Raw genomic sequence first — 26,727 nt, 5'->3', positions numbered from 1 at the left:
GCGCATTGGCCATCGCCTCATGTTCGGGTTCGGGCCACGCCTTTTACCATGGCATATCAACCCGATCATTGCGGTCCCGGTTCCATCATTGCTCTCATATTTTTATCGCAACTTATGGATAACGGAGCCATAGAGAACCAGTGTGTATCGTTGCTCTTGCCTGGAAAGCCCATCCGCGATGGCCGTTGATCGTGATCGGCAATCGCGATGAACTGCATGCCCGTCCGGCGGAGCCATTGGGCCGCTGGGTCGATCCGGAGCATCTGATCGCCGGCCGGGACAGTCTTGCCGGCGGAACCTGGCTGGGCGTGTCCGAACAGGGACGGCTTGCTGTCGTGACCAATCTGCACGGTTTTGGTACGCCGCACCCCGACCGCGCATCACGCGGTGACCTGCTAAAAGATTTTCTCTCGGGCCAAGGCCGATATGCCGATCTCGGCGCCGCGGATTACGCCGCGTTCAATCCGTTCAATCTTGTCACTGTGTCCGGAAAAGACGCCACCGTGCACAGCAATCGACCGACCAGAACCAACCAGAGCCTCACACCAGGAATTCACGGATTGTCCAATGGCCCGATCACGCATCCCTGGCCAAAATCGCCTTATCTCAATGCCGCGCTGGAACAGTGGATCGCGGCAGAATCAGGCGATCCGATGCTGTTGCTGGATTCCCTTTATGATCAAAATAGCCATCAACCGAAGGATCGCGCCGATCCCTATATCCCTTCGCAATCCGAACCCGAACATTCGCCGGTTTTCATCCGCAATCCAACCTATGGAACGCGATGCAGTACCGTGGTGCTGATCGATAACGCCGGTAAGGGCACGATTATCGAACGTCGGTTCGCGCCCTCGGGGGTTGCCACCGGAGACACGCGCCTGGTCTTTTCCTGGCCGTCATAACGCGTCTGTTATGCCGCGCGGCCAGTCCGTCCAGACGTCAACAGCGCATTTTTCAAACCGCGCCTTCAGCTGCAGCGCCAGATAGTGCGAATAGAAACGCGACTGCTGCAGATTGCCGCCATGAAACCACAAGCCGTCCTGCGCGGTGGGTTTCCACATATTGCGGATTTCACCCTCCCAGGGTCCCGGATCACCCGTGATCCCGGAGCCATAGCCCCAACAGGGTCCGATTTTCTCTGCAATGGCAGGCGATAGCAGCCGCTCGACCCATTGTTCCATCGATCCAAAGCCGGTCGCATAGATTATCACATCGGCGGGAATTGCCGAGCCGTCATCCAACACCACGGCGTCGCGCGTCAATCGGTCAACGCCCGCTCCCGACCGCAGGGCGATCCGGCCATCGGCTACCATCGTCGCCGCGCCGACATCGATATAATAGCCCGATGCAGTGCGCAGATATTTCATGAACAGGCCGGTGCCGTCCTCGCCGAAATCCAGCTGAAATCCGGCCCTGGTCAAGGACTCATAGAAATCCGCATCCGATTTTGCGACTTGCGCCCAGATCTGTTTTTGCGCCTGTTCGCTCATCCGCAGAGGAACCGAAGCGTTGAGAAAATCGGCCCGCTCGGTCGTCAAGCCCTGCTCTACGGCTTCTTCGGAATAAAGCGGGCGCGCCATCTTGCTATTCGTCGATCCGCGTAAAACCAGCGTCGAAGACCGCTGAATCATTGTCGGCCTGACGCCATTTTCAACGAGATCGGCACAAATGTCGTGAGCGCTGTTATTCGCACCGATGACCACCACCTGTTTGCCGGCAAACGCATCACCGCTGGTATAGTCACTGGAATGATATTGCTCGCCCGCAAAATCAGTCGCGCCTGGAAAATCGGGTTTGCGAGGAAATCCCGCATTGCCAACCGCCATTACGATATGCTTGGGGTGCAGCGCGATGGATTGACCATCCTGCTCCACCGTGACATTCCATTGCTGGATGTCTGCATCATAGGCCGCAGCCGTAAACTCCGTGCTGTTCCAGACATTCAGATCCATGATCATCGCATAGGCTTCGAGAAAATCGCCGAGCTTGTCTTTCGGCGTATAGACCGGCCAGCTCTCCGGGAACGGGATATAGGGCATGTGATCATACCAGACCGGGTCATGCAAGGTCAGCGACTTGTAGCGCGATCGCCATTGATCACCGGACCGTTTGTGGCGGTCGACCACGAGCGCTGGAACGCCGTTGACCTTCAAGCGCGCCGCCAGAGCCAGCCCCCTGACCGCCGCCGACGATCAGCACATAGGGTTGTTCATCATGACCAAGCGATTCTCGTTCCTCGCGCTGGCGATCGCGCCAGTTGCGCCGCACATCGTCCTTGTAAAGCCCGGATGGACGGCGCTTGCCGCTCGGCTCTTCATGACCCTGTAAATCCTGAAGCGCGGTGAAAAAACTCAAGGCCTTCCCATCGCGCAGACGCAGATAGCCTTTGCCAGACCCCGATCGTGTCGCAAAATACACCCAGCCTTCATCCGCTTCTGGTTCCGCCTCGACCGTCCATTGGCTCGGCGCGGCATCCGCCCAGCGCTGCTCCAACAAGCCGGCTATCGCATCACGCCCCTCAAATGTCCGAATGGTCCAGGTGAACGCGAGCAGATCGCGCCAGGCACCGGTTTCTGCAAACAGGGCGGCCGCACCGATCTGATCGCCCCGCTGCGCCGCGTCGGCAAATTGGGCGATCCATTGGTGGACATTCAGGTCCTCAGCATTGCAGTCTGCCATGGGGTCTCACTTTGCAAAAATTGGGTTGAGAGCAGTAAGCTGGTTTTTCATCAGTAGCATCCGGATGCCGTGAATCGGTCTGACCCGTCAATCCCATTACTTGATAGGCCTTGTTGATCCGGTCGGTCAGGATGGATCCTCAATCGGTAAGCCCGACGGTTTCGATTGGACTAATGGCCTCATTCCGATAAAAACAGCGTCTTTGGTACATATTGCCCTGTCTGCTCTATCGTCCGATCCCGCCGCAATCCAAAAAAACGTTTGGAACAGCCCATTTCAGTGGGCATAATTGTCATAAGCTTTCGCGATCTAAGGTAATCAACTGATGATGTTTCGCCGTTTACTGTTTCCCGGATTGCTGTTTGCCTTGGCAGCTTGCGGCGACGCTGACGAGCGGGGTGGTGGCCGCGGCGGTGCGCCGACGGTTGTTGGCGGAACCGTTACCGAAGCCGAATTTGTCAGCGAAATTGAAGCGGTCGGTACGGCCTTTGCCAATGAACAGACCATTATCACTTCACCGGTGACCGAACGGATTGAACGCATCGCCTTTGCCGACGGGGCGATCGTCCGGCGCGGGTCGATAATCGCACAATTGTCGCGCGGCGAAGAATCGGCCGACCTGAGCTCAGTCGAAGCCCGGGCCCGGGAAGCAGACAAGCAACTGGATCGGTTGACTTCGCTCCAGGAGCGCGGTTTTGCCACCAACGCGGCAGTGGACGAGCAGACCGCTTTGCGAGACGGCGCGCGCGCCGATGCCAATGCGATCCGGTCGCGCATTTCGGATCGCGTCATCCGGGCGCCGTTTGACGGGGTCCTTAGCCTGCGCACAATTTCGCCGGGTACCGTGGTGACATCGGGCAGCCCAATCGCAACAATCAGCGATATTTCTGCAATCAAGCTCGATTTTACGGTTCCGGAAAATTTCCTGACCGCGCTCGAACCAGGTCAGGTTATCGAAGCCTCCACCCCGGCCTATCCCAATCAGAGTTTTTTCGGAACGATCAACAATATCAATCCCCTGGTCGATCCGCTGTCGCGCAGTCTGACGGTGCGGGCCGTCTTGCCCAATGCCGCACGCAAACTGCGGCCGGGCATGTTGATGAGTGTCCGGATCGTGTCTGAAACGCGGACCGGACTATCTATCCCGGAAACCGCTTTGCTCGCCCAAGGCGATCAGAATTTTGTGTTCGTCGTCGACAAGGAGGGCATTGCGCGGCGCACACCGATTGAACTGGGTTTGCGGTCCGGTGGCATGGTGGAGGTGCGCAGCGGTGTCGCACTCGGGAACAAAATTGTTGCAGACGGAACCGTGAAGGTCCGCGATGATGCACCCGTCAACGCGGTGATCCCCGGCACGAAAGCAGCGAAAAAGGATGCATCCGCGAAACCGGGCCGCAGCAAGCCAGCGGGCGGCTCATGATCATCTCCGATGTCTCGGTCAAACGTCCGGTTTTTGCGGTCGTCCTCAGCCTGTTGCTGGTCCTGGCCGGTATCGTTGCTTTTCTGGATCTGCCGGTGCGGCAATATCCCGCCATCGAACCCCCGATTGTTTCCGTCGATGTCAATTATCCCGGCGCCGCTGCCAATGTCGTGGAATCGCGGATAACCCAGATTCTGGAAGACCGCATTGCTGGCGTCGAAGGTATCGAAATGATCCGGTCCTCTTCCCGCGATGGCCGATCGGATATCACCGTGGAATTCTCGCCAGACCGCGACGTCGATGCTGCGGCTAATGATATACGCGACCGCGTATCCGGCGCGCTCGACAATCTGCCGGAAGAGTCCGACCCTCCCGAAATCAACAAGGTCGATGCCGATGCCCGCCCGTTCATGTGGCTCAATCTGACTGGCGAAGGGCGCGAGTCCCTGTGGCTGGCCGACTATGCCGACCGGGTGCTGGTGGACCGATTTTCCTCGATTGACGGGGTCGCACGGGTACAGCCCAGCGGCGCATCGCGCCCAGCCATCCGGATCTGGCTCGATCGCGAGAAAATGGCAGCATCCGGGGTGTCCCCCAATGATATTGAAGAAGTGCTGCGGCGCGAGAATGTCGAGCTTCCAGCCGGCCGGGTGGAATCGTCAGACCTTAATCTCACCGTTCGCGTGGCCAGAGCCTATGGCAATGTCGATGATTTTCGGGCGCTGGTGATCCGGCGGACCGATGACGGAGCCCTGTTGCGTCTGGGTGATCTGGCGCGCGTCGAGCTTGGCCCTGAAAATGTCTATGCGCATTTCCGGTCCAACGGAAAGCCCGGCGTGGGCATGGGGATCATCCGGCAATCCGGTGCCAATGAATTGCAGGTCGCCAATGACATCAAGGACCGCATTGCCGAAATCACCCCCTTGCTACCCCCCGGCGTCGAGCTGGCGGTCAGCTATGACAGCAGCGTGTTCATTGCCAAGGCGATTGACAATGTCTGGCAAACCTTGGCTTTTGCGGCGATACTCGTCATCTTTGTGATCTACCTGTTCCTGGGCTCCGTCCGGGCCACGGTTATTCCGGCGGTCACTGTTCCGATTTCGATTGTCGGAACATTTTTCGTGCTCTGGCTGCTCGGCCTCTCGATCAACCTCCTCACCTTGCTGGCGCTGGTCATGGCCATTGGTCTGGTTGTCGATGACGCGATTGTTGTGCTGGAGAATATCTATTCGCGCATCGAGCGCGGGGAAAGCCGTCTGGTCTCCGCCTTTGAAGGCGCACGCCAGGTCGGGTTTGCCGTTGTCGCGACCACCGCCGTGGTGATTGCGGTCTTTGTGCCGGTCATGTTTCTGCCGGGAGAAACCGGTCTGCTGTTTCGGGAACTGGCGATCACGATGATCGTGGCCGTGTCCATTTCCACTTTTGTCGCGCTGACCCTGATCCCGGTCCTATGTTCGAAGATCCTGAAAAAGGGCGGTGGAGAAACCCGATTGAGCCGCTTTGTCGACGATAAATTTCAGCAGACCAGCATCGGTTATGAGAGCATCTTGTCACGCTGGATCAGCAAGCCATTCCTCCTCGGCGGGGTCGCCTTTGGCCTTGCCGCCCTGTTTGCGGTTGTCGGTTTGCAGACCCTGAAAAGCGAGGTGGCCCCACCTGAAGATACGGGGTTCATGTTTGGTCGGGCCACCATCGCCGAAGGGGCCGGGTGGGATCGTCTGGTCTCCACGATGTTCGACCTTGAAGAGCTGGTATTGCCGATGATTGAAGAGGACCAGCCCTTGCGCCGGGTTCTGTTCCGCGCACCAGGGTCGTTCGGACCATCGGGCGATTTTTCATCCGGGCGGATCATCATGTTTCTCAAACCCTGGGACGAACGGTCCATGACCACAGCCGAAACCCAGTCGGCCGTCAACCGGCTGTTTCGGGACTACCCATCCGCACGGGTCTTCGTATCCGGCGGATCAACGATTGGCGGTCGCGGCGGCGAGGCCATCCGTTTCGTTATTGCTGGCGATACCTATGAGGAATTGACGCGCGCGCGGGATGCCCTGTTTGTAGCTGCTGACGAATATCCGGGCATTGCGACGCTCGAATCCGATTACAAGGAAACCCGTCCGCAGCTGGTGGTCAATGTCAACACCATGCGCGCTGCCGATCTCGGCGTTTCGGTGCAGGAAATTGGCCGGACGCTCGAAACCATGATGGGTTCGCGCAATGCCGGTACCTTTGTCGATCGCGGCGAGGAATATGATGTTGTGCTGCAAGCTGAACCGGAAGATCGGGTCACGGCAGAAGATCTCGCCAATGTCTACGTCCGGGCAAGGGATGATAATCTGGTGCCGCTATCGGGCCTGGTGAATTTGACCAGCCGGGCGGAAGCCGGCGAACTCAATCGCTTCAACAAGCTGCGCGCCATCACCCTGGAAGGGACCGTGGCCGATGGCTATTCGCTGGGCGAAGCCCTGACCTTCCTGGAGAACGAAGCCGCCACATTGCCGGAGGTTGTTTCCATCGGCTATGAAGGACAAAGCCGGGCGCTCCGGCAAACCGGCGGTTCGATCTGGCTCGTGCTCGGGTTCACCATCATTCTGGTCTATCTGGTGCTGGCAGCCCAGTTCGAAAGTTTCATCAGCCCGCTGATCATCATCCTCGGAGTTCCGTTGGCGGTCAGCGGCGGACTGCTGGGTCTCACGGTAATGAGCGGGACATTGAATCTCTATAGCCAGATTGGCCTCGTCATGCTGGTCGGGCTGGCGGCGAAGAACGGGATATTGATCGTCGAATTCGCTAACCAGCTGCGCGATCAGGGGATGGCATTTGAAAAAGCGATCCTGGAATCCGCGAAGCGCCGCTTTCGTCCCGTCCTGATGACCTCCATCGCCACCGTCGCCGGGGCACTGCCATTGATGTTGGCGACCGGTGCCGGCGGTGCCAGCCGCGAAGCAATCGGCATTGTAATTGTCTGGGGTGTCGGCCTGTCGACGATCCTGACGCTGATCATCATCCCATCCTTCTATTATCTGCTGGCGCGCAAAACCGGCAGCCCACTAGCGGTGACGCGCCGCCTCAAAAGCCTGCGCAAGGGCAGCAAGACCCTGGCCGGCGCGGAGGGATAACGGGTGAGAACATGCGGCGGCTATCCGTTTTGGCTTCGGGATCGGTCTCGCCCGGACCCGATTGATCGCTAGCGGACTTCCGGCTTATTGATCCGTAGACCCTTGATCGGTTGAACCTTGGTCCGTTGACCCCTGATCCGTAGATCCCTGATCGGTCGATCCCTGATCTGTGGACCCTTGGTCGGTTGAGCCCTGATCGGTAGATCCCTGGTCCGTCATCTGGCTGTCATCGGACGGCAGCTCCTCGGCAGCCATAGCGTCAGCTTCGGAAACGGCTTCGTCTGCCCCACTGGCGTCCGCAGCAGGTTCGCTGCAAGCCGCGGTCCCTGCCACGAGCAATGCCGCTGACGAGATGACTAGAAATTTACGCATGATGATCCCTCTCTCTTGAAAGGAAAAACTATATGAAGTTCAAGCTTGATAGCAAGGATTGATATTGGCCGGCCTGTCGCAAGGGTTCAAGAAACGGGTCGTTGAGCAGATAGACCAGTCCGGAATCACCTTCCGCCCGGGCACGTTCCAACGTGGCAAATGCCCGGTCCCGATCGTCCCATTGCGCCAGCACCTGCGCTTGTTGGTAGAGACCGTTATCACCATATTCTGCGATCAGACGATCAAACAGGGTCTGCGCCTCGTCCTGCTGTTTCTCGCGATGCGCAATAACCGCGAGGCCCGGCAAGGAAATCAGATTATTGCGTTCCTTGGCATAAGCGTTTTTGGCGTTTTCGAGCGCGCCTTGCATCAGATAAGCATTGCCAATATCGCCGTTGACACTGTTTCGGTCGGGATTGATTTGCAGCGCCTTGCGGGCATATTTTATTGCATCCTCATAGCGGGTTTCGGCATATTTGATCACGCCTGCAGATTTGAATATCGAAGCATTGAGCGGATCAAGCTGCGACGCCCGTTCAATCGCCGCATTGGCTTGGTCAAACCGTCCCGTGCGCGCCCGGTAAATGGCGTAGCGGCTAAACACATCGACATTGCTCTGGGCCAGCGCATAGGCTTGCTCAAACGGTTCGCGGGCGCCGCCGACATCCAGTCGGCCATAAAATAGCGCATAGCCCAGCGCCGAGAAGCCTGCAGCAAACTGGGGCGCGATCCTGGTCGCCTCGGTCGCTTCTTTGATCGCCTCGCCATAAAGTTTCTTGCGTTCGCTACTGTCAGCATATTGATTGGCGATGACCGCCAGCGACCGGGACCGGCCCGCACGCGCGGCTGCATAATCCGGGTCGATTGCAATGGCCCGTTCGAACATCGCGAGCGCTTTGCGTTCACTGGCCTCATCGACATGGGTTGCAAAAATATCCTGGCCGCGCAGGAAGATATCGAACGCTGCGACGCTTTCCGTGCCGCCAATATGCTTCTCTCCCGATCGCACCGGATCGCCGTCGATCCGAAGGGAAAGGGATGACGCCACAGCGGTTGCGATTTCGGTCTGGATCGCAAAAATATCGATAATCGGCCGTTCAAATGTCTCGGCCCACTGGCTGAGGCCGGTTTGGCCATTGGTCAGATCAATCGCAATCTTGACCCGATCACCAGACTTTTGGACATTACCGCTCAAAAGAAATGTGACGCCGAGTTTTTCTGCAATGCTGCGTATGTCCCCTTCATGGTTACGAAAACTGTCCGAAGACGCCTGCCCCATGACCTGCAGCAACCGGTTTCGCGACAGTTCCGATCGGATTTCGGATGCCATGCCGTCAGAAAAATAGGCTTGCTCCGGATCGCCGGTCAGATTGACAAAGGGCAGAACCGCGATCTTGCGTTCGCCGCCCTCGTCCGAAAAAGCACCGCCCTTCCAGAGCGCGGCGCCACCCCCTGCAACCGCAATCGCAGCGCCACCGGCAAGCAAATGGCGACGATTGATGGTCCAGTTCGGCTGTTGCTCGGGCAATTGCGCCGGGGTCGCGACGCTGTCTGGCTTGTCGACCAGCGCCCGGATCGCCTGCAGCGCCTTTTGCATCGCGGCAGATCCGGGCTTGCTGCCGCCTTGCGATAAGTCAACAAACTGAAACTGCCGGAAACCCAGGGGCGGCTCGCTGCCATCAATGGATAGCGGGACCAGACAGCCACGGTTACGTCCGCTGGTCGCCTCGTCGTGAACCCAGTGGGACGCCACCGACGTTTTCGACCACAGGACAACCACCGCATGTGCATGTTCCAACGCGTCTTCGGTGACACGATTAAATCGTACGCCCCCTTCCAGCAGCCCATCCCACCAGACATCGAAGCCGGCGTCGCTGATCGCGTCGATAATCGGCTTGGCAATCTTGATATCGTCACGGGAATAGCTGACAAAAACGTCAGGTCCACCATTCCTGTCCGCTACGATGACTTCCGGATCCGACATTCAAAAACTACCTTCCAGCTACAACGGCACGACGCGGCCAGAGACAAATTTCGTTTTGGCAACCGCGATCCATCGCAAATAAGGATAGACGTACGCGGAAACCGATGGATTGTCATTCGCGCCGCATCCAACCGCCCAGGAAATAATGCCAACCTGAACATTTCTGCCGTTCTCATAGCCCATTATCGGGCCACCGCTGTCGCCAAGACAAGTGAATATGCGCTTTCCGCGATGCTGTCTGGGCAGATCCCGAGGTGTAACAGCACAGAGCATGAAATTGGTGACCTTGCGGCCATAGCCGGGCCGCTTCTGGCACAGCCTGCGGGTCAGGATATCCATTTCTCCAAACCGCAAATTGGCCGGATTGCGTTGCGCCTGTCCACCGCTTGTCAAGCGCGTGTTCGATCCCGCCACTTCCTCGGTCACGCCCCATCCATACCATCGCACCTTGCTGTTGCTCGCCACGCGGCGTTTGGGCAGGCTGATTGGCTTGGTCTTGTTCCAGACCCAGGACAAGGTGCTTTCGTCCGGCTTGATCCGGATCAGCGCAATATCATTGGGGTGGCCGCCGGGGCGGTAATTTTTATGCACGACAATCGAGTCAATCGCAGCGGTTGTTCCTCCTCGACTCAAATTCTGTGTACCCAGCTTGATCCGGCGATATTTTAGCACACTCAGCCGTTTTGCAGGCGATCCTGCAAAGGGCGCATTGGCCACGCAATGGGCTGCGGTCAGCACGATATTTCTGGCGATCAATGTCCCGCCGCAGCGGTGGGTTTTTTCATAGATCTGCCAGTTTGTTCTGCTCAGAGTCGTGTTGGCCTGCAGAGATCGCGGCGTCGCGATGCTGGTGGAATAAAGCTGAACCTGCCAGGGTGCCATCAATTCGGGCACGATAAATCCACCGCCGCCATAGTTGATCGGCGTAACATCCTGGCCGCGCGCTGACACAATCCAGTTTTCAGGAACCTGTGCCAGGCCGCCGTCCTTCAGGGTCAGCCGATCAGGATCAATGGGTTGATCAGACGCGATGGTAACATAGACATATGTTCGGGATGGATCCGGGGCAAGATCACCAAAACCGTTGTCGCCGGGCATTTTTGTGCCGCTGCGTGTTTCGATAGCGCCCGGTCGCAACACACGCTGATTGCCGGGACTCAAGGGACGCAAAATGCGGCTGCCATTCTCGTTGTCAAACCGCACGACGGCGAGATATTTTTCCCGCGATCCGCGATTTTCCACCGTCAGGGAATAATAGGGATCGAAACAAAGGGAATCATCTTCTCCCAGACAGGCATATTCTAACCGCGCGACCCTGGTCCTGATCTCCGGTTCCGGATTGCTTTGTGCTTTGACCAGCAGCCGGCGCAGCCACAATATCTTCTGCACCTCTGCCTGCAACCGGATTGCAAACGTGCCGTCATCAATCTGGCCAACCATGTAGGGAGTCTGCGAAATCCACGGCGTTGGAAAATTCAAGGCAAAACGATAATAGAGTTGCGCAATATATTCTTCGGCCCGCACAAAACGTCCGGGTGATTGATCGTCGGGAAAATGGAATTCAATGTCGACCAGGATCAGCGCATCGGGAAAATCGGGATAGCGCGCCAGCAGATATTCCGCTTCTGCTTTGACCTCTGTAATACGGACATGCGGATTATTGTGCAGCACAGCGTCAATTTTCGCTCGGTCCGGCACCAAAGAATCCGCAAGAGCAATCGTCACCTGGTCGGGCGATCGGTTGCTGTGCTTGCGCACCAGAGAATCGCATCCCGACGCACTACATGTATTGACCTGCACCGGGTCCGACTGTTGCTCATTCGCCGCCGCAGCTGGCGTCCATGCGAACAGGCTCAAGACAATGATCATCCATATTCTAGGCATCACATCCCCCGACCTTTGCCCGACAGCACTTCTTGCCAATGCGACCCAATGGCCGGTAACTTATTCTTTTTTCGTGGAATGTAAAATCATACCTGCCGTTTCCATCCAAACCGATAGCGATTGCGGAAAGACTTGTGCCAAAGGCCAGTCTCGCTATTGATTGCCTATAACGCAATGAAGGCATCTGTTTTCTGATCTCATGGCCGGTTCCCTAGTCCCATCATTCGCTCGGATCTCCATCGGAATCACGGGGCACCGCGAAGGCAATGCGGCTTTTCGAGACAACCGGGCTGCGATTGAAGCGGCCCTTGCCGATCTCTTTGACATCATCGAACGGGCTGTGGCCGATGCGGATCACGATGCGGATCACGATGCGGCCGGCGTGCGCCTTTACACGGCGCTGGCGCAAGGCACGGATCTCATGGCTGCGGACCAGGCCCTCAGCCGCAACTGGTCGGTATCGGCGATCACCCCGTTCAGCCGGGGCCTGAATATCGCGATCAACGCCTATCCCGATGATCCGCAAAAGACGGCGGACCTGATCGATGGGCTGCGGCGGCCTGAACAGACTTCTGATCCGGTGGTCAACCATATGCGGGGCATTGCCGCCCAGGCCGATTGCTTTGAACTGGCCGAGCAGGATAGGCTGGTCACCAGGCTGTTTGCAGAATCCGCCCAAGCGCCCGACGATTTGATCAAACGCCAGGCCTATGACGTGCTGGTGTCCGACCGCGCGGCCGCCGCCAGTCGCGTGGTGATCGAACATGCCGATATGCTGATCGCCTTGTGGGATGGCGTGACGGCCGGGGCGACCGGAGGCACCCATCATTGCATGGAAACCGCTCTGCGCGAAGGCGTACCGGTGGTCTGGGTTGATGCGGCCGCGCCCGAATGCTGGACAATCCTGCGAGACCCTGAAGAACTGGATGGGACCGGGTCACCAAAACAGGGCGCGACCGCGGATGGCGTGACAGCGGTGATCGAGAGATTGCTCGAACGGAGCGGATCCGAGGTCGACACATGGTCCGACACGCTGCAGGCCGATCAGCAGCCATCCCGCAGCAAGAAAAGATTTCACGGTTATCGACGCATTGAAGCGATTTTTGGCGGCAGAAACAAAACGGGACGCTTTGCCTCTCTGCGCCAGGTCTACGAAACGCCGGATCAGATTGCAGCGGGATCGCATGCAGAGCTGGTCGCCAATGCGCGGGCGCTGCCCGGCTGTGACCAGAATTTTGTCGAGCGGATCGAGCAGAGCGTGCTGCGCCGCTTTGCCGCAGCGGACGGCCTCTCGAGCTATTTGTCAGATGCCTATCGCGGCGGGATGATCATGAACTTTCTGCTGTCCTTTCTCGCGATCGCTGGCGGCATTATCTATCTTCCGTTTGTGAGCGCCGCCTACAAGTGGCCCTTCGCGCTCACCGAATTTCTGCTGCTCTTGGCCATTTTGGCGATCACCGCTATCGGCACGCGGCAGCGTTGGCACAGCCGCTGGTTTCAGACCCGCCGGGTGACCGAATATTTGCGCCATGCGCCAATGCTGCTCCTGATCGGGGTTGCCCGGCCGTCAGGACGCTGGCCGAAGGGCACGGATACCAACTGGCCCGAAAATTATGTCCGCAAAATCCTGGGCGGTCTTGCCCTGCCCAAGGTTGTGATCACCCAGGACTATTTGCGGGCGAGCCTCAAGAACCTGCTGCTGGACCATGCGGTTGAGCAGCGCAATTACCATCTCGAGAAAGCCCATGGGCTGACAAAAGTGCATCACAATCTCGATCATCTGTCAGAATGGCTGTTCAAATTGGCAGTCCTCTCAGTCACCAGCTATCTCGTTCTGGTCTTGCTCGGAGAACTCCGCGTTATCCCGACCAGCATCGCTTATGACAGCGCTAAGATATTCACCGTCCTGGGCGCCATTTTGCCAGCGCTCGGCGCCACTTTTGCCGGTATTCGCTATTTTGGCGACTTTGAAAGATTTGCGGCGATTTCAGAGGTGACCGCCGAAAAGCTGACCGAACTGGAACGGCGCATCCAGATCCTGCTTGCCAGACCGGATGCCGATCTGCGCTTCAGTCAGGTGTCCGATATTGCCCACGCCATCGACGACATTGTCGTTGCGGAGATTGAAAGCTGGCAATCCGTGTTCAGCGGCAAACGCCTTTCCGTTCCGGTCTGAACAGTTGATGGTCCGCGCGGGGTTGTGCGGAGCAGGACAATCGCCGTTCGCCCGACCAAAATGCTAGTCGATTCATCGGCAGAAAGCGCGGAACATGGACCACGCACTGAAACCCGAAGGATAGGAATTGCCATGGACCGGCTCGCGATCACTGCAGACAAGCTCGAATGCACCGAACTAGTGTCGCGTCTCGCCCGGGCCATTGACCGCTGCGACGCCGATTTAATCGCCGAGCAATTCCATTTTGATGCCACGGACGATCATGGCAGCTTCGCCGGTTCGGTCAGCGAGTTTATCGCGTGGGTGATCCCACTTCTGGAAAGCATGATCCTGACCCAGCACGTAATCGGTCAGGTGTTGATCACGGTTGATGGCGACCATGCTGCAGGGGAAAGCTATTTTGTCGCGTACCATATTCTGCCTGGCCCCGATGGTGATATTTTCATGGTTGCCGCCGGACGTTATCTTGATCGCTTTGAGCGGCGGGACGGAATCTGGAAAATCGCCCACCGCCTGGCGGTCTATGACTGGAATAGCAGCACGGCTGCGACCGACAGTTTTGATCGCACCGGTGGCGGACCGCAAAGCTTTGGCGTGCGAGGACAAGCCGACCCGTCCTACCGCCATCTGGCGGGTCGCGGTGGCGCAACCGACCGTCCGCCCTCCTGATCTTAACGACAGTCAACATCCGCCACGTGATCTTGTATGACTGTGGCAGCACGTCAGTCCGATCGGGAGAGAGCAACTGTTATGGCAGATCATGATCCCCGCGAGATAAACCGGCACCTGGCTGATGTCTCCAAACAACCCGAACCAGCGCTGCGCGGCACACCGATCACGCCGGACCGCTATTATTCCCGGGAATTCATGGACAAGGAATGGGACAAGGTCTGGACAAAGACCTGGCAGATCGCGGGGTTGTCAAAGGAACTGCCAGCTGTCGGGGACTATATCACCACGTCTCTGGGTCCGGAGAAGATTCTCTGCACCCGCGGCAGCGATGACAAAATTCGCGCCTTTTACAATGTCTGCCAGCATCGCGGCATGCAGCTGATGAAAAAGCCGTCCGGCAACACGCGCCGACTGACCTGTCCCTATCATGGCTGGGCCTATGATCTGTCAGGTACGCTGAAATTTGTGCCGGATGAATCCGACTATCCTCAAGGCAGTCCTTGCGGAAAATTGAATCTGGTTGAAATTCCCTGTGAAGAATGGGCCGGATTTGTCTGGTATAATCTCGATGAAAACTGCGCGCCTTTGAAGAGCTTTCTTGGCCCCATTGCCGATCAGATTGATTCCTATCCGATGGAAGAAATGACCCGAACGCACTGGGTGACCATTGAAGGCGATTTCAACTGGAAGCTCGTACAGGACAATTTCAGCGAATCCTACCATGTGCCCTTTGTCCATCCGGGCTCGGTATTCGTGCTCGAATATAGCCATCAGCATTGCCAGTTTGACCATTTTCCTGAGGGCCATTGCCGGATGTTCATGCCCGGAGCGGGTCCGGCCCGCGCGGTCAAGGGCGGCGAGAAACAGACCCTGGAAATCATGGCGGAAGAATTGCAGCGATGGGAGCTTGATCCGGACGACTATCGCGGCGGAAATATCAGAAATCTGCGCGAGGATCTGCAGCGGCAGAAACGCAAGTTGGGTGCGGAAAAGGGCTATGATTTTTCGACCTATCATGACGACCAACTGACCGACAACTGGCACTATACGATCTTCCCCAATCTGTCCTTCAGCCTGAAACCCGACGGCAATATCTGGCTCCGCGCACGGCCGCATGAAAGTGATCCGGAAAAATGCTATTTCGACATGTGGTACATGACCCTTTTTCCAAAGGACGCCACCGAATATTATTCGTTGATCATGCGGGAATTTGTGTCGGTCGACACGCCAGCCGAACATGTGCAGGGCAAGGCCGGCGTGGTTTCCGCCGGCCCGGCGATTGACGAAGATCTTGCGATCTGGCCGCTGCAGCAACAAGGTCTGCATTCGCGCGGCTACCGGCGGGACTATCTGTCAGGGCAGGAAAGCCGGATGCGCTATTTCCATGAAACGCTGGAAGACTGGATGGCGCGTTAGCAAGGTCGCCGGACTGCCCTCTCAGCCGCGCTTGCTCAGCACCTGATTTTCGACCCGGATCCGGTGCCGCAACAGCAGGGCGTTGAGGCCCGAAAAGACCAGCGCAACCCACGGCAAACCAAAGAGCAACGGAACGATCGCAATCTCCATCACCACCACCAGATAGTTGGGATGACTGATATATTTATATGGACCGCGTTTGACCCGATCAAAATGCGGGGCGCTGATGATCCGGGTGGTCCACCAGCGGCCGATCGACGCCAATGTCCAGACCCGCAATATCTGAGTGCCGACGAACAGCGCCAGCAGCGCCGGGTTGAGCGCCATGAACGGGTCGACCAGCAGCGCAATGGCGAGGAGCCATGCTCCATGGAGTAGAATGAAATAATGATAGTGATCCGCGCCAAATTCCTCGCCGCCTTCGGCCAGCAATCGCGCCGTGTTGCGATTGGCGTAAACCAGTTCGCCAAGCCGTTGGGCGACAATATAGAGCAGCACCCAGCCGACCCAGGTTGGTGCCGTGGTGAATAGCGTGCCGATGCCCATTACGCGGTGCCTTGCGGATGCAGCAGCCCGACGGCCGCGGTGAAGCCGGGGCCCAGGGCAGTGACCAGGATCGGTTTGTCCTGCGGTTTTTCGAGCAGACGCTGCAAGACAAACAAAACGGTCGGTGAAGACATGTTGCCGTGATTTTCAAGAATATGCCGGGTCGCCGGGATATCCGCATGGGTAGGACCAAAATAGGCGGCCATGGCATCGACGACGCGGCCGCCGCCCGGATGGCAGGCCGGTTCTCCGAGATCGGATTTGGCGATGCCCTGCTGATCCAGAAAAGCATCGCAAAATGGGGCAAAATCCTGTGCCACGAAGCTGGGTATGTCGCGGGCGAGCACCAGATCAAAACCGGTCTCGCCGACTTCCCACCCCATCATATCGCGGGTATCCGGCCAAGTCTTCTGGGTGAATGCCCCAAATTGTGGCCCCTCCGCGCGATCGCCCGTTCCGCTGAGCACAGCCGCAGCACAGCCATCGGCAAACAAGGCAGTGGCGATCATGTTCTTCTTGTCAAACTGGCTATAGTCGTAGGACAGGCTGCACAATTCCAGCGACAGCAGCAAGACATGCTGGCCGCCATTGGCCGCTGCCAGTTCATTGGCCAGCCGCAAGCCGAGCACGCCGCCGGCACAACCATAACCGAACACCGGAACAGTCTGGACATCCGAGCGAAAACCCATTGCCGCAATCAACCGGCTGGGAATGGAAGGAGTCATGGTGCCGGTCGTCGAGATCATTACGATGGCATCAATTTCGGCTGGCAACAGGGTCGCGCTTTGCAGGACATCCGATGCGGCTTTCTCTGACAGCTCGAGCCCGACGCGGTCATAGATTTCAGCCCGCTCCGGCCAGCTACGTTGCTCGAGATAATAATCCGGCGGGCAGGCAATATTGCGCTGCGCAATCCCCGAATTGCCGAGTATTTGTTTGAGCCGGGCCGGCAAGGCAGCGCCCCGGGCGCGGGCCAGGATAGCGAACACGTCATCCTGGCTGATCCGGTGATCGGGCAGCGCGGTGGCAATGGATTTGAGGCGGGGCATTTGCAAAGCGGTCATGAGTGATATTCGGTACCATGCTCAAGATGTTACATATAGAGGTTTTGAAAACAAAAGATAATTGACCCGTGGCCGGTCATGCTCAGTAGAATTTCCCACGCAGCACAATATTAGCATTGCACCGTCGAAAAGATGGGTTAGCTTGGCCACCAATTGGGAAGGGCTATGTTATCAACGGAATAGACTGGTCATCGGTCGACGACACTCTTAGGCTGCTCGCCATTGGCGGGCAGATCATGCTGATTGCGGTGCTCGTCGGCGGCAAGATCCGAATGCGGCTCAAGATCGCCGCGATCGGCCTGATTATCAGCTCGATGGCCTATATCGTCAACTCATCCGGGTTTTTCCGCCATGAAGGGCTTGTGAACCTCATGGTTGATTTCACCTCGATTTCCACAACCATCTGGGCGTGGGTGTTCGGCCATCAGCTGTTTGAGCGGCGGATCAACAAGAAAATCCTGATAGGCGCTTCTCTGGCCCTGTTTCTTTTATGGGCATCGAAAATCCTGTCGCTCGATATTCAATGGATTACCTTCGATCTGATCCGGCTGATTTCGCTGGCCCTTATGATCCATCTGCTCGTGCTGGCAATCGGCGGGCGCGCTGATGACCTGGTTGAAAAGCGTCGCCTGATCAGCACCTTTCTTCCCCTGCTCATCGGTCTGCAGGTCGGCGGGGTACTGTTGTTCGAATTGCTATATGGCGGGCAAAGCAGTTCGCCGGCTATATCGGCGGTGAACGCGGGCTTCATCTTTGTACTGGTCCTGTGCGCTGGCTCCGCGTTGTTGGTGGCCGAACCCGAAGTGCTTGTGGAGCGCAGCGATGCTGCAGCCAAGCCCTCGCCTATCGCGCATCTCTCCCCTTCAGAAACCGTGCTGCACGACAAGTTGATTGCGGCGATGAAAGATGGTCATTATCGCACGCCATCGCTCACCATAGCCACACTGGCGAGCGCGCTCGACACACCCGAGCATCGCCTGCGCGCGCTGATCAACAAACAGATGGGGCATCGCAATTTTTCGTCTTTTCTGAATGGCTATCGAATCAGGGAAGCGCAGGAAAAACTGGCTGACCGGGCATTGGTCGACGTTCCTATTCTCACCATTGCAATGGATTTGGGCTATGGATCGCTTGCCCCGTTCAATCGCGCTTTTCGCGCGGAAACCGGTGTTACACCAAGTGATTTTCGAAAATCGGCGATTGATCAAAACTGAAATAGTCTGATCCATTTCGGAATCGCACAGCATTTTTCAGCATCGCAGAGAAACCGCGTTTGCAATCCTCCACAACACAAGCATCAACCGAACCTAGCTTGTGATGGAGAATGCCATGCCTGAAGAAACACCCACGCTGATGACGGCCATAGTCGACCATATGATCGGGGCTTTCACCTTCGATCTCGGGCGCTATCTGATCGCCGCCGGCCTGCTCTCGCTGTTGCTTTGGGCTTTCGGAAAATGGAGCGAAGCGCGCCGCATTCAATCCCGCAACGCCAGCTTCGCCGATTATCGCCGCGAATTTCTGTCGTCGATGCGGACAGTGCTCGTCTTTGGCCTGACGACTGTCAGCACGGTGATGCTCGAAGCGAGCGGATGGATCACCGTACTCAAGGGCGAAACGAACTGGACACTGTTCACAGTCCAGTTGCTGGCGATGATTGTCGCCCATGACGCCTATTTCTACTGGATGCATCGCTGGTTGCATACCAAGACCATGTTCCGCTTTTCGCATCTCCATCACCATAAGTCCCGGACGCCGACACCATGGGCCGCCTATAGCTTCTCTTCCTTCGAGGCGATGACCGAGGCGGCTTTCGTTCCGATCTATCTGTTCATCTTCTCGATTGGTTTTGGCGGCATGTATCCGTTCGCCATCTTCCTGTTTCTTGCTCATATGATCGTGCGCAACGTAATGGGCCATGCCGGGGTTGAACTGTTTCCCGCTGGCTGGACTCGCAACAAATGGGTCGGCTGGATTACCACAACAACCCATCACGACCTGCACCATAGCCAGGGCAACAGCAATTTCGGTCTCTACTTCACCTGGTGGGACCGCTGGTTCGGCACCGAGCACCCTCAATATCAGGAGCGTTTCGATGCCGTCGCCAAACCCATCCACCTCTCGGTCGGTGCGGCAGCCAACATCTCGATTGCAGCCTTTGCCGGATTGGCGCTGGTGACCACCGCACAAATTATCTGAACACTCCGCCAAAGCCGGAGATCGGTTCTCCCAGAAGATGGCTTGGTCGATAGGACCAAGCCATTTTTGCGTCCGCATAGCGACAATATCGCCTTGATAATACAAGCCTTATCGATGCACCGCACCCAATATTGTGCACTGCAACATTTTTCTTGACATCGCCTCCATGCCGCCCTATTTGTGCACTGCAACAAACACATGGAACAACAGATGGCTGACACGAAAACAACCGAAACAAAGGCTGCTCCGGCTCCTTCAAAGCCTGCCGGCCTTTCTGCACAAGCAGCTTATGCTGCAGCTGCGTCTGCTGAGCCGATCAAGGCCCCAAGCGCGCCAGCATCCTCTGCCGCACCGGCGAAGAAAACCACCGAAGCTGCAAAAGCGGCTCCGGCACCGACAACTAAAACGGCTTCAAAACCCGCTGCCAAGAAGCCAGCAGCAAAGAAAGCGGTATCAAAAAAGACCGTGACGAAGCGCAAAGCCGCTCCGAAACGCACCGCTGCCACCACCAAAAAGACTGTAAAAAAAGGAACGACCAAAATGACCACTGCAACCAAACGCGTCGCAAAGAACACCAAAGCCGCTAACACCAAAGCTGCCAACAAAGCGAAGAAAACCGCTGAGACCTTGGGCACCCGCTTTGAGAAGCTGACTGCAACCGCTCAGGAACGCGCCAAGGAAGCTGCGGACCGGGCTGTTGAACTGTCCAAAAACGCTGTTGAATTCAACCGCGAAAACATCGAAACGCTGATCGAAACCGGCAAGATCACGGCCAAGGGCGCTCAGGAAATTGGCCAGACCAACCTGAAATATACCCGCGAGAACTTCGTCGAAGCCAGCCGCGCGCTGCAGGGTGTATTCAGCGTCGCGACGCCGAAAGACTTTTTCGACAAGCAGACCGACTATCTCCGTGCCGGCATGGACCGCATGATGGATCAGACGTCCAACAATGTTGATGCCGTAACCACCCTGGCCGGCAAAGCCTATCAGCCGATCGCTGACCGTGTCAGCACGATCCGCAAGGAAATGAAAAAAGCCGCTTAAGCCGCTTTTCATCATCACGTTTAAAGGCCGTCCCTGTCGGGGCGGCCTTTTTTCTTGTGCGCTTTGCTGTCGGTCGAGCGCTAAACTGGCAATTTATCCCAAAATGACCACATTGAGATGATTCCACCACTTGCCCTCGGGGACCGAAATACCATATCCTGTGAGCAATGAGCAAAATCGAGATTCTCTTTCACGCGCCTGCAGGCGCATCCGGCTTTGATGATGTAAGATCATCGCTCAGCAATCATCCCGTCCGGATGGCTGGCGATGACGATACCGGGGATGACGAAAGCGGCACCGGTGACGATGACACCAATCTGGGTATCGCCACCAAGACCCGGACCAAGACTAAGAAACCGAATCCCTATAAAGTCCTTTTGCTCAACGACGACTATACCCCGATGGAATTTGTCGTGCTTGTCCTGAAACGCTTTTTCAAGATGGACATAGACGAAGCCACCCGGGTGATGCTGCATGTGCATCAGAAAGGCGTCGGGATTTGTGGCACGTTCAGTTATGAAGTGGCCGAGACCAAAGTAACCCAGGTGATGGATTTTGCCCGCAAGAACCAGCATCCTTTGCAATGCACGCTTGAAAAGGCCTGATCTGATCCAGTCCGCCCGCACCGGGACCTACCACAACGAGGAATTACCATGCCCGAGACACCCGTCATCACCGTCGATATTGTCTCCGATGTGGTCTGCCCGTGGTGCATTATCGGCTACAAGAAACTCGAACAGGCGATGCAGCGCTTTGAAGGCAAAGCCAATTTCGCGCTCGCCTGGCATGCCTTTGAATTGAACCCTGGCATGCCGCCCGAAGGCCAGGATATTGATGAGCATATGGCGCAGAAATATGGCGCCACGCCCGAACAGAGCAAATCTAACCGCAACCGCTTGCGCGAAGCCGGAGCGGGTCTAGATTTCGACTTTTCCTATCATCCCGGCATGCGGATGGTGAACACATTTGACGCCCATCGCCTGCTGCACTGGGCCGGCGAAACCGGCAAACAGACCGCGCTCAAGCTGGCCTTGTTCAAAGCTCATTTTACCGATGGCAAGAATGTCAGTGATCATGATGTGCTGGTTGCCGTGGCCGGCTCGGTCGGTCTGGATGAGAAACGCGCCCGCGACCTTCTGACCACGGATATGTTCGCTCCGGAAGTGCGGGCTGTGGAGGCCGAATGGCAGGACCGCTTCATCACCGGTGTGCCGGCCTTTATCTTCAACAAGAAGTTCATGGTGCCCGGCGCGCAGGATGCTGATGTCTTTGCCCAGATTATCGAGAGCAAGATACTGGCCAAGGCCGCCTAGGGTGTTTCCTGCTCCTCGAGGAGCTCGATCAGATTGCCAAACGGGTCCCGGCCATAAACTGCCTTCTGGGCTCCGAAATCAACCACCGGTCCGACAAAGGTCATCCCGGCGGCGCGCAACCGGTCCTGCTCCGCTTCGATATCCGCTACCGCCAGAGCAATATGCGGATAGCCGAGATCCTGAGGATCGGATCGCCGGTCGCGGGGTACCGGATCGCTATATTGCCACAGCTCTATCGCGATATTAGGGCCCTTGAGCATCGCCATCCGCGCCGCGAACCCAGGCAAGCCGACAGCGGCGCCGGCCTTGATATTGTCAGCGCTGATGTCGCTACGCCAGTCCAGCGCAAAGCCGAGAACCTCTTCGTAAAAAGCGAGACCGGCTTCGAGATCCGGCACGCCGACCGCCACATGATGAATGCCTTTGATCATAAGGGAATTCCTTGAATCCGAGTCAGTTCGATCGCCTCTTGGGCGGCATCGGGATGAACCCGGACGTTCGCTCGATATAGTCGACATAGTCGGGGCGGTTCTTGCGCAACGCATATTCGAGCATTGGCGCGCCGCTCCATTTGGTCAGCGTGAAGCTCAGAAAAATCGGTCCGACAATCGCAATCCACGCCGGCCAACCGACTTGGGTCGCGACCAGAAAAATGCCCCACCAGGCACAAAAATCGCCAAAATAATTGGGGTGCCGAGTGTAACGCCACAAGCCTGTATCCAGCACTTTACCCGTGTTGGCAGGATCGGCCTTGAAGGTCTTGAGCTGGGCGTCGCCAATTGTTTCGAAAGCGATTCCGATAACCGCCAAGAGAGCTCCGATGATCGCCACCGGACCAAGGCTTTGCTGCCCGGCGAGAAGAATGCCGATCTGCGCGGGCAGGCAAACCATGAACAGCAAGGGCATTTGCAGCGCCCAAACCTTGATCAATGCGGTTTGAGCAAAGCTCCATCCCTTTTTTGTCATCGCCGTACCGATGATTTTCGTATAACGCGGGTCCTCGCCTTCCTCGCGCCAGCGCAACAGAAGATGGGTACCCAGCCGGGTGCCCCAGGTGACGGTCAAACCGAACAGCACCCAGGCCAGCCAGCCGGCTTCCTGCACCGCAAGAACCTGCCACAAGGAAGCCCCCGCCATGATCGCCATGCCATAGGCCCAGAATGAATCGATGAATGAGACATCGCCAATGCGAAGCGAAACCAGCCACAGGATGATGACGACGATCAGCAACAGGGCGAAATTCGTTGCCAGAGCCAGCAACAGGGTCATGACGGGTTGGTGGTCTTCGGACTGGCAATCGGATCAGGATCGGTCGCGACCAGATCATCCATCGCCTTGTCGGGATATTTCGGCGTGACGCTGTGATAGAATTTGCTGATTTTCGCCATGTCCGCCTTATAGTCGCCGGTCGGCATGAACGCTGGCCCGAGCCCGCCTGACTTTTTGGCATAATCCATCAAGCCGATGATCAGCGGGACCTTGGCCTTCAGGGCGATATAATAAAAGCCCGTCCGCCATTGCCGGACACTGCCGCGCGTGCCCTCTGGCGGGATGGTCAGGATAAAATCATCCCGGCTTTCAAACTCCTTGACCATGGTGTCGACCATATTCTGCGATTGCGACCGATTAACCGGAATCCCGCCCATGCGCCGCATCATGTCACCAAAGGGCCATTTGAACAGCGTATCCTTGCCAATCCAGTAGGACTGGAACTTGAGCTTGTTGGTCAGGCCAAAGAAAAAGAGAAAATCCCAGTTGCTGGTATGCGGCGCCGCGATGATGACGCATTTTCGCGGTGGAGGATTCTCCTGCACCGCAGTCCAACCATTGAGATGAAAGACGAAAATCGAGAATCGTCGGACAATTTCCGACAACCAGTTTGGTTTGATATTATTCGCCACACGTCCCCCGGTTTGCGATGGTAACCCCGCCTCGCGGAGGACAATAGGTCCATTTCCCCCCAGCGCAATGCCTCAAATCACCTGTCCGCCATGCCAGTTCAGCTTTTGGCAATATGCGTTCGCCCATTTTCCCGGATCGGCGTTGTGCAGGGAGACAAAAAATGACCATCAAACCCATCCTATCCGTGATCTTGTTATCGGTATTGCCCCTTTCTCCTGCCATAGCACAAAGCGGTGCAGACGTCGCGCCAAGCAATCCCCAAGTCGACTATCACGGCTTCATGCAATTGACCGCTGAACTGGCCGATTACCGGACCAAACGGCTGGTAAGTTGGGACGCGTTCGAAACGATTGCCGCACGGGATGATGCGCTCATACTCGACACCCGTTCGGTCGCGGCCTTTGAGCAGGGGCATATTGCCGGGGCCGTCAACCTGCCATTTTCCGATTTCACCGAGGACAAGCTCGCCGCCCTTATCGGCGACAAATCACGACCAATTCTGATCTACTGCAACAATAATTTTCGCGACAATGTCCCGCCCATCCGTCTGAAAAGCGCACCGCTCGCGCTGAACATTCCCACCTTCATCAACTTATATGGCTATGGCTACGAGAATATTTACGAGCTTCAGGGTGTCATGCATATGGCCGATCCGCGGGTAAAATGGACCGGAACCGTTCAGCCATGGCCGCCGACCGGACCGTTCCGGCCGCTGTCTCAGAGCGAAAATCCTAGCGCGGATGCGCGGCCCGCCAGTTAGCCGGTGTCTCGAATTGTCCTTGCCAGATTCCGCGCCTTGCTTTTTCCGCGCGGGCTTCTTCGGCGCCATAGGCAAGCGATCCGAAATGATCTGATGACAGGGCATGTCCCTGCTCCACCAGGGCCGCACCCAGATCTTGCTCGCCATGCCGACAAGTCACGATGGATCGCCCATATTGATCGCGGGCATGAACCTCGCAACCAAAATCGCCCTGGCGCAACAACCGTTCAAGGCCGGCCCGCGCCGCCTTGCCACAGGTCCAGGTCCTATTCTCTCGATCGGTGCAGGTCTGTCGATATTCCGGGGCGTCGATACCGGATATACGATATTCAGCGGTTCCGTCCTTGAAGCTGTCGCCGTCGATCACCGCGACCGCACGCCCGTCAATGGTGACCACTTCGGTGGTCCGCTGCCAATAGAAGGACAGAGCGGTCATCCCAAGCACCAACAGGGTGCCAAGGACCAGTCGCCATATGGATTTCTTTGAAGATTTGCGCGGCATGGATGATCCGCTTAGCCGATTGCGCGCATGGGACAAAGCCGCTTGCGCGATTATTGGACGTCTTCAGCTTTTCAATGTCGGGTAACGGGACACAATATGGTCGAAGACCGCCGGATAGAGCGCCTGGGTAAACTCGCACCCAAAGAAATCACCATCAATCCAGCATATCTTGCTTTCCAGAGCCGTAAAGGACGGCAGGGTCATATAGATATTTTTTTCCCCGGTGAGACGGGTCATGCAACGCATGCGGAAGCCGGTCAGGGAAAGGTCCAGGATCATCGCCTCGACACGCCCGAGACCGGGTTCGCGAACATCAGCCAGGATTTCCACCCCGGCCCGCGTCGAAATCCGGTGGTCACCCCGCTTGAATTGCTTATCCATCGCCCGTGCGTCAATCTTTGCCGTCATGTCTAAAAGCCCCGTGTCCTCAAACCCTGATCCTGCATCCTCGCAGAATATTATCGCCCAATTGGCACGATAACCGGCTCTGATCTCGATCTATCAGCAGATCATTATGCAAAGGTTAACGGGGACCCGGGATTCTGTGGTTAATCTGGTTCTCTGGAACGCCCGGGATTTCAGCCGCAATCGGTGTCAGGAATGGCAATCCGTAGCGCAGATTTCTGCCTCTTCATCCTCCAGTTCGATCTGGATGGTGATATGGTGAATCGCAAAGCGCTCTTTCATTTCCTTCTGCACGTCCATCAGGAAATTCTTGCCCGGATGTCCGCCCGGAATGACCAGATGGGCGGTCATCGCGGTCTCGCTGGTGCTCATCGGCCAGATATGGAGATCGTGCACCGTTTCGACGCCTTCCAGAGCAACAAGGTGGGCCAGTACTTCCTCCACGTCGATATCTCTTGGGACACCGGCCAGGGACATTCGCACCGCTTCGGATAGCAGCCCCCAGGTGCTCCAGAATATCAACCCGACGATGAGCAGGCTGATCAGCGGATCCACCCAGTTGGCGCCGGTAAACAGAATCACGAAGCCGCCGATCACGACACCTGCCGACACCGCCGCATCCGCCATCATGTGCAAAAAGGCGCCGCGAATATTGATGTCTTCCTTTTGGCCGCGCATGAACAGCATCGCGGTTCCGAAATTGATGACGATACCGATTGAAGCGACCATGATGACAGTGGTTGATGCCACCGGTGCTGGCGCAGCAAAACGCCCTATCGCTTCCCAGGCGATCGCCCCGCAGGCGACCAGCAGGAACAGCGCATTAAGCAGCGCGGCCAAAATCGAAGAACCGCCCAGTCCATAGGTGAATTGCTTGCTCGGCGGACGCTTCGCCAGTTCGGCGCCGGCCCAGGCCACGGCCAGTCCCAGCACATCCGAAAGATTGTGCCCGGCATCGGCAAGCAATGCCATGGAGCCGGAGAGAAGGCCATAAGTGACTTCGACGATAATATAGAGGGTGTTGAGCGCGATCCCGAACGCAAAGGCGCGGCTGAAATTGGTCGGCATATGGCCATGCGGGCCATGGCGGTCATGGTGACTATGCGGGAATGGCCCATGATGGTGATGGTGATGCGATCCCGCCAACAACTGCGCTCCGATGGTTGATCCGTGGTTTTACCGCCTGAAGCGTACACGGAATTATCGGAGCGGTCTATGTATTTTAATCAATGTTTTCTGTATGTTATATCATTATTTCTGTGAGATCAGA

Annotated in this window: 26 protein-coding genes; 12 read left to right on the top strand and 14 right to left on the bottom strand. The window is 56.9% G+C overall.

Features of this window, described 5'->3' with window-relative positions:
- The first annotated feature begins 140 nt into the window (after window positions 1–140).
- Window positions 141–902, top strand: coding sequence for an NRDE family protein (locus ACZ1GS_RS03270; protein ID WP_472697067.1), 762 nt, complete (start codon window positions 141–143; stop codon window positions 900–902).
- Here the strand turns inward: ACZ1GS_RS03270 and ACZ1GS_RS03265 are convergent.
- Window positions 897–2,153 (bottom strand): NAD(P)-binding domain-containing protein, encoded by a 1,257-nt coding sequence (locus tag ACZ1GS_RS03265; protein WP_472697066.1) that lies wholly within the window; start codon window positions 2,151–2,153, stop codon window positions 897–899. The genes ACZ1GS_RS03270 and ACZ1GS_RS03265 overlap by 6 nt on opposite strands.
- A complete protein-coding gene (locus ACZ1GS_RS03260; protein WP_472697065.1) occupies window positions 2,098–2,679 on the bottom strand; it encodes a nuclear transport factor 2 family protein in 582 nt (193 codons plus the stop codon). The genes ACZ1GS_RS03265 and ACZ1GS_RS03260 overlap by 56 nt, the downstream gene beginning before the upstream one ends.
- 325 nt (window positions 2,680–3,004) lie before the next feature.
- On the opposite strand from ACZ1GS_RS03260, the gene ACZ1GS_RS03255 reads away from it, so the two are divergent.
- Together ACZ1GS_RS03255 and ACZ1GS_RS03250 are read left to right on the top strand one after the other, a co-directional pair.
- Window positions 3,005–4,099, top strand: a complete 1,095-nt coding sequence (locus tag ACZ1GS_RS03255; protein ID WP_472697064.1) for an efflux RND transporter periplasmic adaptor subunit — start codon at window positions 3,005–3,007, stop codon at window positions 4,097–4,099.
- Window positions 4,096–7,218 (top strand): efflux RND transporter permease subunit, encoded by a 3,123-nt coding sequence (locus tag ACZ1GS_RS03250; RefSeq protein WP_472697063.1) that lies wholly within the window; start codon window positions 4,096–4,098, stop codon window positions 7,216–7,218. The genes ACZ1GS_RS03255 and ACZ1GS_RS03250 overlap by 4 nt, the downstream gene beginning before the upstream one ends.
- An 84-nt stretch (window positions 7,219–7,302) precedes the next feature.
- Here the strand turns inward: ACZ1GS_RS03250 and ACZ1GS_RS03245 are convergent, their stop codons facing one another.
- Genes ACZ1GS_RS03245 through ACZ1GS_RS03235 form a run of 3 tightly spaced genes read right to left on the bottom strand, consistent with a single transcriptional unit; the run spans window position 7,303 to window position 11,458 of the window.
- Entirely contained in the window at window positions 7,303–7,590 is a 288-nt protein-coding gene (locus tag ACZ1GS_RS03245) for a hypothetical protein (protein WP_472697062.1), read from the bottom strand.
- Between the two features lie 28 nt (window positions 7,591–7,618).
- Window positions 7,619–9,574 (bottom strand): TIR domain-containing protein, encoded by a 1,956-nt coding sequence (locus tag ACZ1GS_RS03240; protein WP_472697061.1) that lies wholly within the window; start codon window positions 9,572–9,574, stop codon window positions 7,619–7,621.
- Window positions 9,575–9,592: 18 nt separating this feature from the next.
- A complete protein-coding gene (locus tag ACZ1GS_RS03235; protein ID WP_472697060.1) occupies window positions 9,593–11,458 on the bottom strand; it encodes a serine protease in 1,866 nt (621 codons plus the stop codon).
- Window positions 11,459–11,657: 199 nt separating this feature from the next.
- Here ACZ1GS_RS03235 and ACZ1GS_RS03230 point away from each other — a divergent pair, with 199 nt between their 5' ends.
- The 3 genes from ACZ1GS_RS03230 (at window position 11,658) to ACZ1GS_RS03220 (ending at window position 15,722) form a co-directional block, all read left to right on the top strand.
- The gene (locus ACZ1GS_RS03230; protein ID WP_472697059.1) at window positions 11,658–13,634 is read left to right on the top strand and encodes a hypothetical protein; all 1,977 of its coding nucleotides are present in this window, start codon (window positions 11,658–11,660) and stop codon (window positions 13,632–13,634) included.
- A 132-nt stretch (window positions 13,635–13,766) separates the two neighbouring features.
- Complete coding sequence (locus ACZ1GS_RS03225; RefSeq protein ID WP_472697058.1) at window positions 13,767–14,303, top strand: nuclear transport factor 2 family protein; 537 nt, start codon at window positions 13,767–13,769, stop codon at window positions 14,301–14,303.
- A gap of 81 nt (window positions 14,304–14,384) precedes the next feature.
- Window positions 14,385–15,722, top strand: a complete 1,338-nt coding sequence (locus tag ACZ1GS_RS03220) for an aromatic ring-hydroxylating oxygenase subunit alpha (RefSeq protein ID WP_472697057.1) — start codon at window positions 14,385–14,387, stop codon at window positions 15,720–15,722.
- Between the two features lie 21 nt (window positions 15,723–15,743).
- On the opposite strand, the gene ACZ1GS_RS03215 is transcribed toward ACZ1GS_RS03220, so the two are convergent.
- Both ACZ1GS_RS03215 and ACZ1GS_RS03210 read right to left on the bottom strand, forming a co-directional pair.
- A complete protein-coding gene (locus ACZ1GS_RS03215; RefSeq protein WP_472697056.1) occupies window positions 15,744–16,268 on the bottom strand; it encodes an isoprenylcysteine carboxyl methyltransferase family protein in 525 nt (174 codons plus the stop codon).
- Window positions 16,268–17,332 carry a type III polyketide synthase gene (locus ACZ1GS_RS03210; RefSeq protein ID WP_472697055.1) on the bottom strand — a complete coding sequence of 355 codons (1,065 nt, stop codon included), beginning with the start codon at window positions 17,330–17,332 and terminating at the stop codon, window positions 16,268–16,270. Before ACZ1GS_RS03210 ends, ACZ1GS_RS03215 begins: the two co-directional genes overlap by 1 nt.
- 116 nt (window positions 17,333–17,448) lie before the next feature.
- On the opposite strand from ACZ1GS_RS03210, the gene ACZ1GS_RS03205 reads away from it, so the two are divergent.
- Window positions 17,449–18,546, top strand: coding sequence for an AraC family transcriptional regulator (locus ACZ1GS_RS03205; RefSeq protein WP_472697054.1), 1,098 nt, complete (start codon window positions 17,449–17,451; stop codon window positions 18,544–18,546).
- A 115-nt stretch (window positions 18,547–18,661) separates the two neighbouring features.
- Window positions 18,662–19,531 carry a sterol desaturase family protein gene (locus ACZ1GS_RS03200; RefSeq protein WP_472697053.1) on the top strand — a complete coding sequence of 290 codons (870 nt, stop codon included), beginning with the start codon at window positions 18,662–18,664 and terminating at the stop codon, window positions 19,529–19,531.
- Between the two features lie 287 nt (window positions 19,532–19,818).
- Here ACZ1GS_RS03200 and ACZ1GS_RS03195 read toward each other — a convergent pair whose 3' ends face one another.
- On the bottom strand, window positions 19,819–20,088 hold the full coding sequence (locus tag ACZ1GS_RS03195) for a hypothetical protein (RefSeq protein WP_472697052.1): 270 nt from the start codon (window positions 20,086–20,088) through the stop codon (window positions 19,819–19,821).
- On the opposite strand from ACZ1GS_RS03195, the gene ACZ1GS_RS03190 reads away from it, so the two are divergent.
- From ACZ1GS_RS03190 to ACZ1GS_RS03180, 3 genes are all read left to right on the top strand, one after another.
- Window positions 20,072–20,575 (top strand): phasin family protein, encoded by a 504-nt coding sequence (locus ACZ1GS_RS03190; protein WP_472697051.1) that lies wholly within the window; start codon window positions 20,072–20,074, stop codon window positions 20,573–20,575. The genes ACZ1GS_RS03195 and ACZ1GS_RS03190 overlap by 17 nt on opposite strands.
- 257 nt (window positions 20,576–20,832) lie before the next feature.
- A complete protein-coding gene (clpS, locus tag ACZ1GS_RS03185; RefSeq protein WP_472698055.1) occupies window positions 20,833–21,180 on the top strand; it encodes an ATP-dependent Clp protease adapter ClpS in 348 nt (115 codons plus the stop codon).
- 48 nt (window positions 21,181–21,228) lie between these two features.
- The gene (locus tag ACZ1GS_RS03180; protein ID WP_472697050.1) at window positions 21,229–21,888 is read left to right on the top strand and encodes a DsbA family oxidoreductase; all 660 of its coding nucleotides are present in this window, start codon (window positions 21,229–21,231) and stop codon (window positions 21,886–21,888) included.
- Here ACZ1GS_RS03180 and ACZ1GS_RS03175 read toward each other — a convergent pair.
- From ACZ1GS_RS03175 to ACZ1GS_RS03165, 3 genes are read right to left on the bottom strand one after another with little or no spacing between them, the layout of a single operon-like run.
- On the bottom strand, window positions 21,885–22,319 hold the full coding sequence (locus ACZ1GS_RS03175; protein WP_472697049.1) for a VOC family protein: 435 nt from the start codon (window positions 22,317–22,319) through the stop codon (window positions 21,885–21,887). The genes ACZ1GS_RS03180 and ACZ1GS_RS03175 overlap by 4 nt on opposite strands.
- A gap of 22 nt (window positions 22,320–22,341) precedes the next feature.
- Window positions 22,342–23,157: a DUF1295 domain-containing protein gene (locus tag ACZ1GS_RS03170; protein WP_472697048.1), complete on the bottom strand. Its 816-nt coding sequence runs from the start codon at window positions 23,155–23,157 to the stop codon at window positions 22,342–22,344.
- Window positions 23,154–23,789, bottom strand: a complete 636-nt coding sequence (locus ACZ1GS_RS03165) for a lysophospholipid acyltransferase family protein (RefSeq protein ID WP_472697047.1) — start codon at window positions 23,787–23,789, stop codon at window positions 23,154–23,156. The genes ACZ1GS_RS03170 and ACZ1GS_RS03165 overlap by 4 nt, the downstream gene beginning before the upstream one ends.
- Window positions 23,790–23,950: 161 nt before the next feature.
- Between ACZ1GS_RS03165 and ACZ1GS_RS03160 the strand changes: the two genes are divergently transcribed.
- Window positions 23,951–24,550 (top strand): rhodanese-like domain-containing protein, encoded by a 600-nt coding sequence (locus ACZ1GS_RS03160; protein ID WP_472697046.1) that lies wholly within the window; start codon window positions 23,951–23,953, stop codon window positions 24,548–24,550.
- Here ACZ1GS_RS03160 and ACZ1GS_RS03155 read toward each other — a convergent pair.
- The 3 genes from ACZ1GS_RS03155 to ACZ1GS_RS03145 all read right to left on the bottom strand — a co-directional run bounded on the left by ACZ1GS_RS03155 (window position 24,522) and on the right by ACZ1GS_RS03145 (window position 26,603).
- A complete protein-coding gene (locus ACZ1GS_RS03155) occupies window positions 24,522–24,986 on the bottom strand; it encodes a thermonuclease family protein (protein ID WP_472697045.1) in 465 nt (154 codons plus the stop codon). The two genes, ACZ1GS_RS03160 and ACZ1GS_RS03155, sit on opposite strands and share 29 nt — an antisense overlap.
- 129 nt (window positions 24,987–25,115) lie before the next feature.
- A complete protein-coding gene (locus ACZ1GS_RS03150) occupies window positions 25,116–25,460 on the bottom strand; it encodes a PilZ domain-containing protein (protein WP_472697044.1) in 345 nt (114 codons plus the stop codon).
- A gap of 186 nt (window positions 25,461–25,646) precedes the next feature.
- Window positions 25,647–26,603: a cation diffusion facilitator family transporter gene (locus ACZ1GS_RS03145; RefSeq protein WP_472697043.1), complete on the bottom strand. Its 957-nt coding sequence runs from the start codon at window positions 26,601–26,603 to the stop codon at window positions 25,647–25,649.
- Between the last annotated feature and the right edge of the window lie 124 nt (window positions 26,604–26,727).

Source organism: Parasphingorhabdus sp. W113 (assembly GCF_055693205.1).
This window is presented reverse-complemented; position numbering and strand designations above follow the sequence as displayed.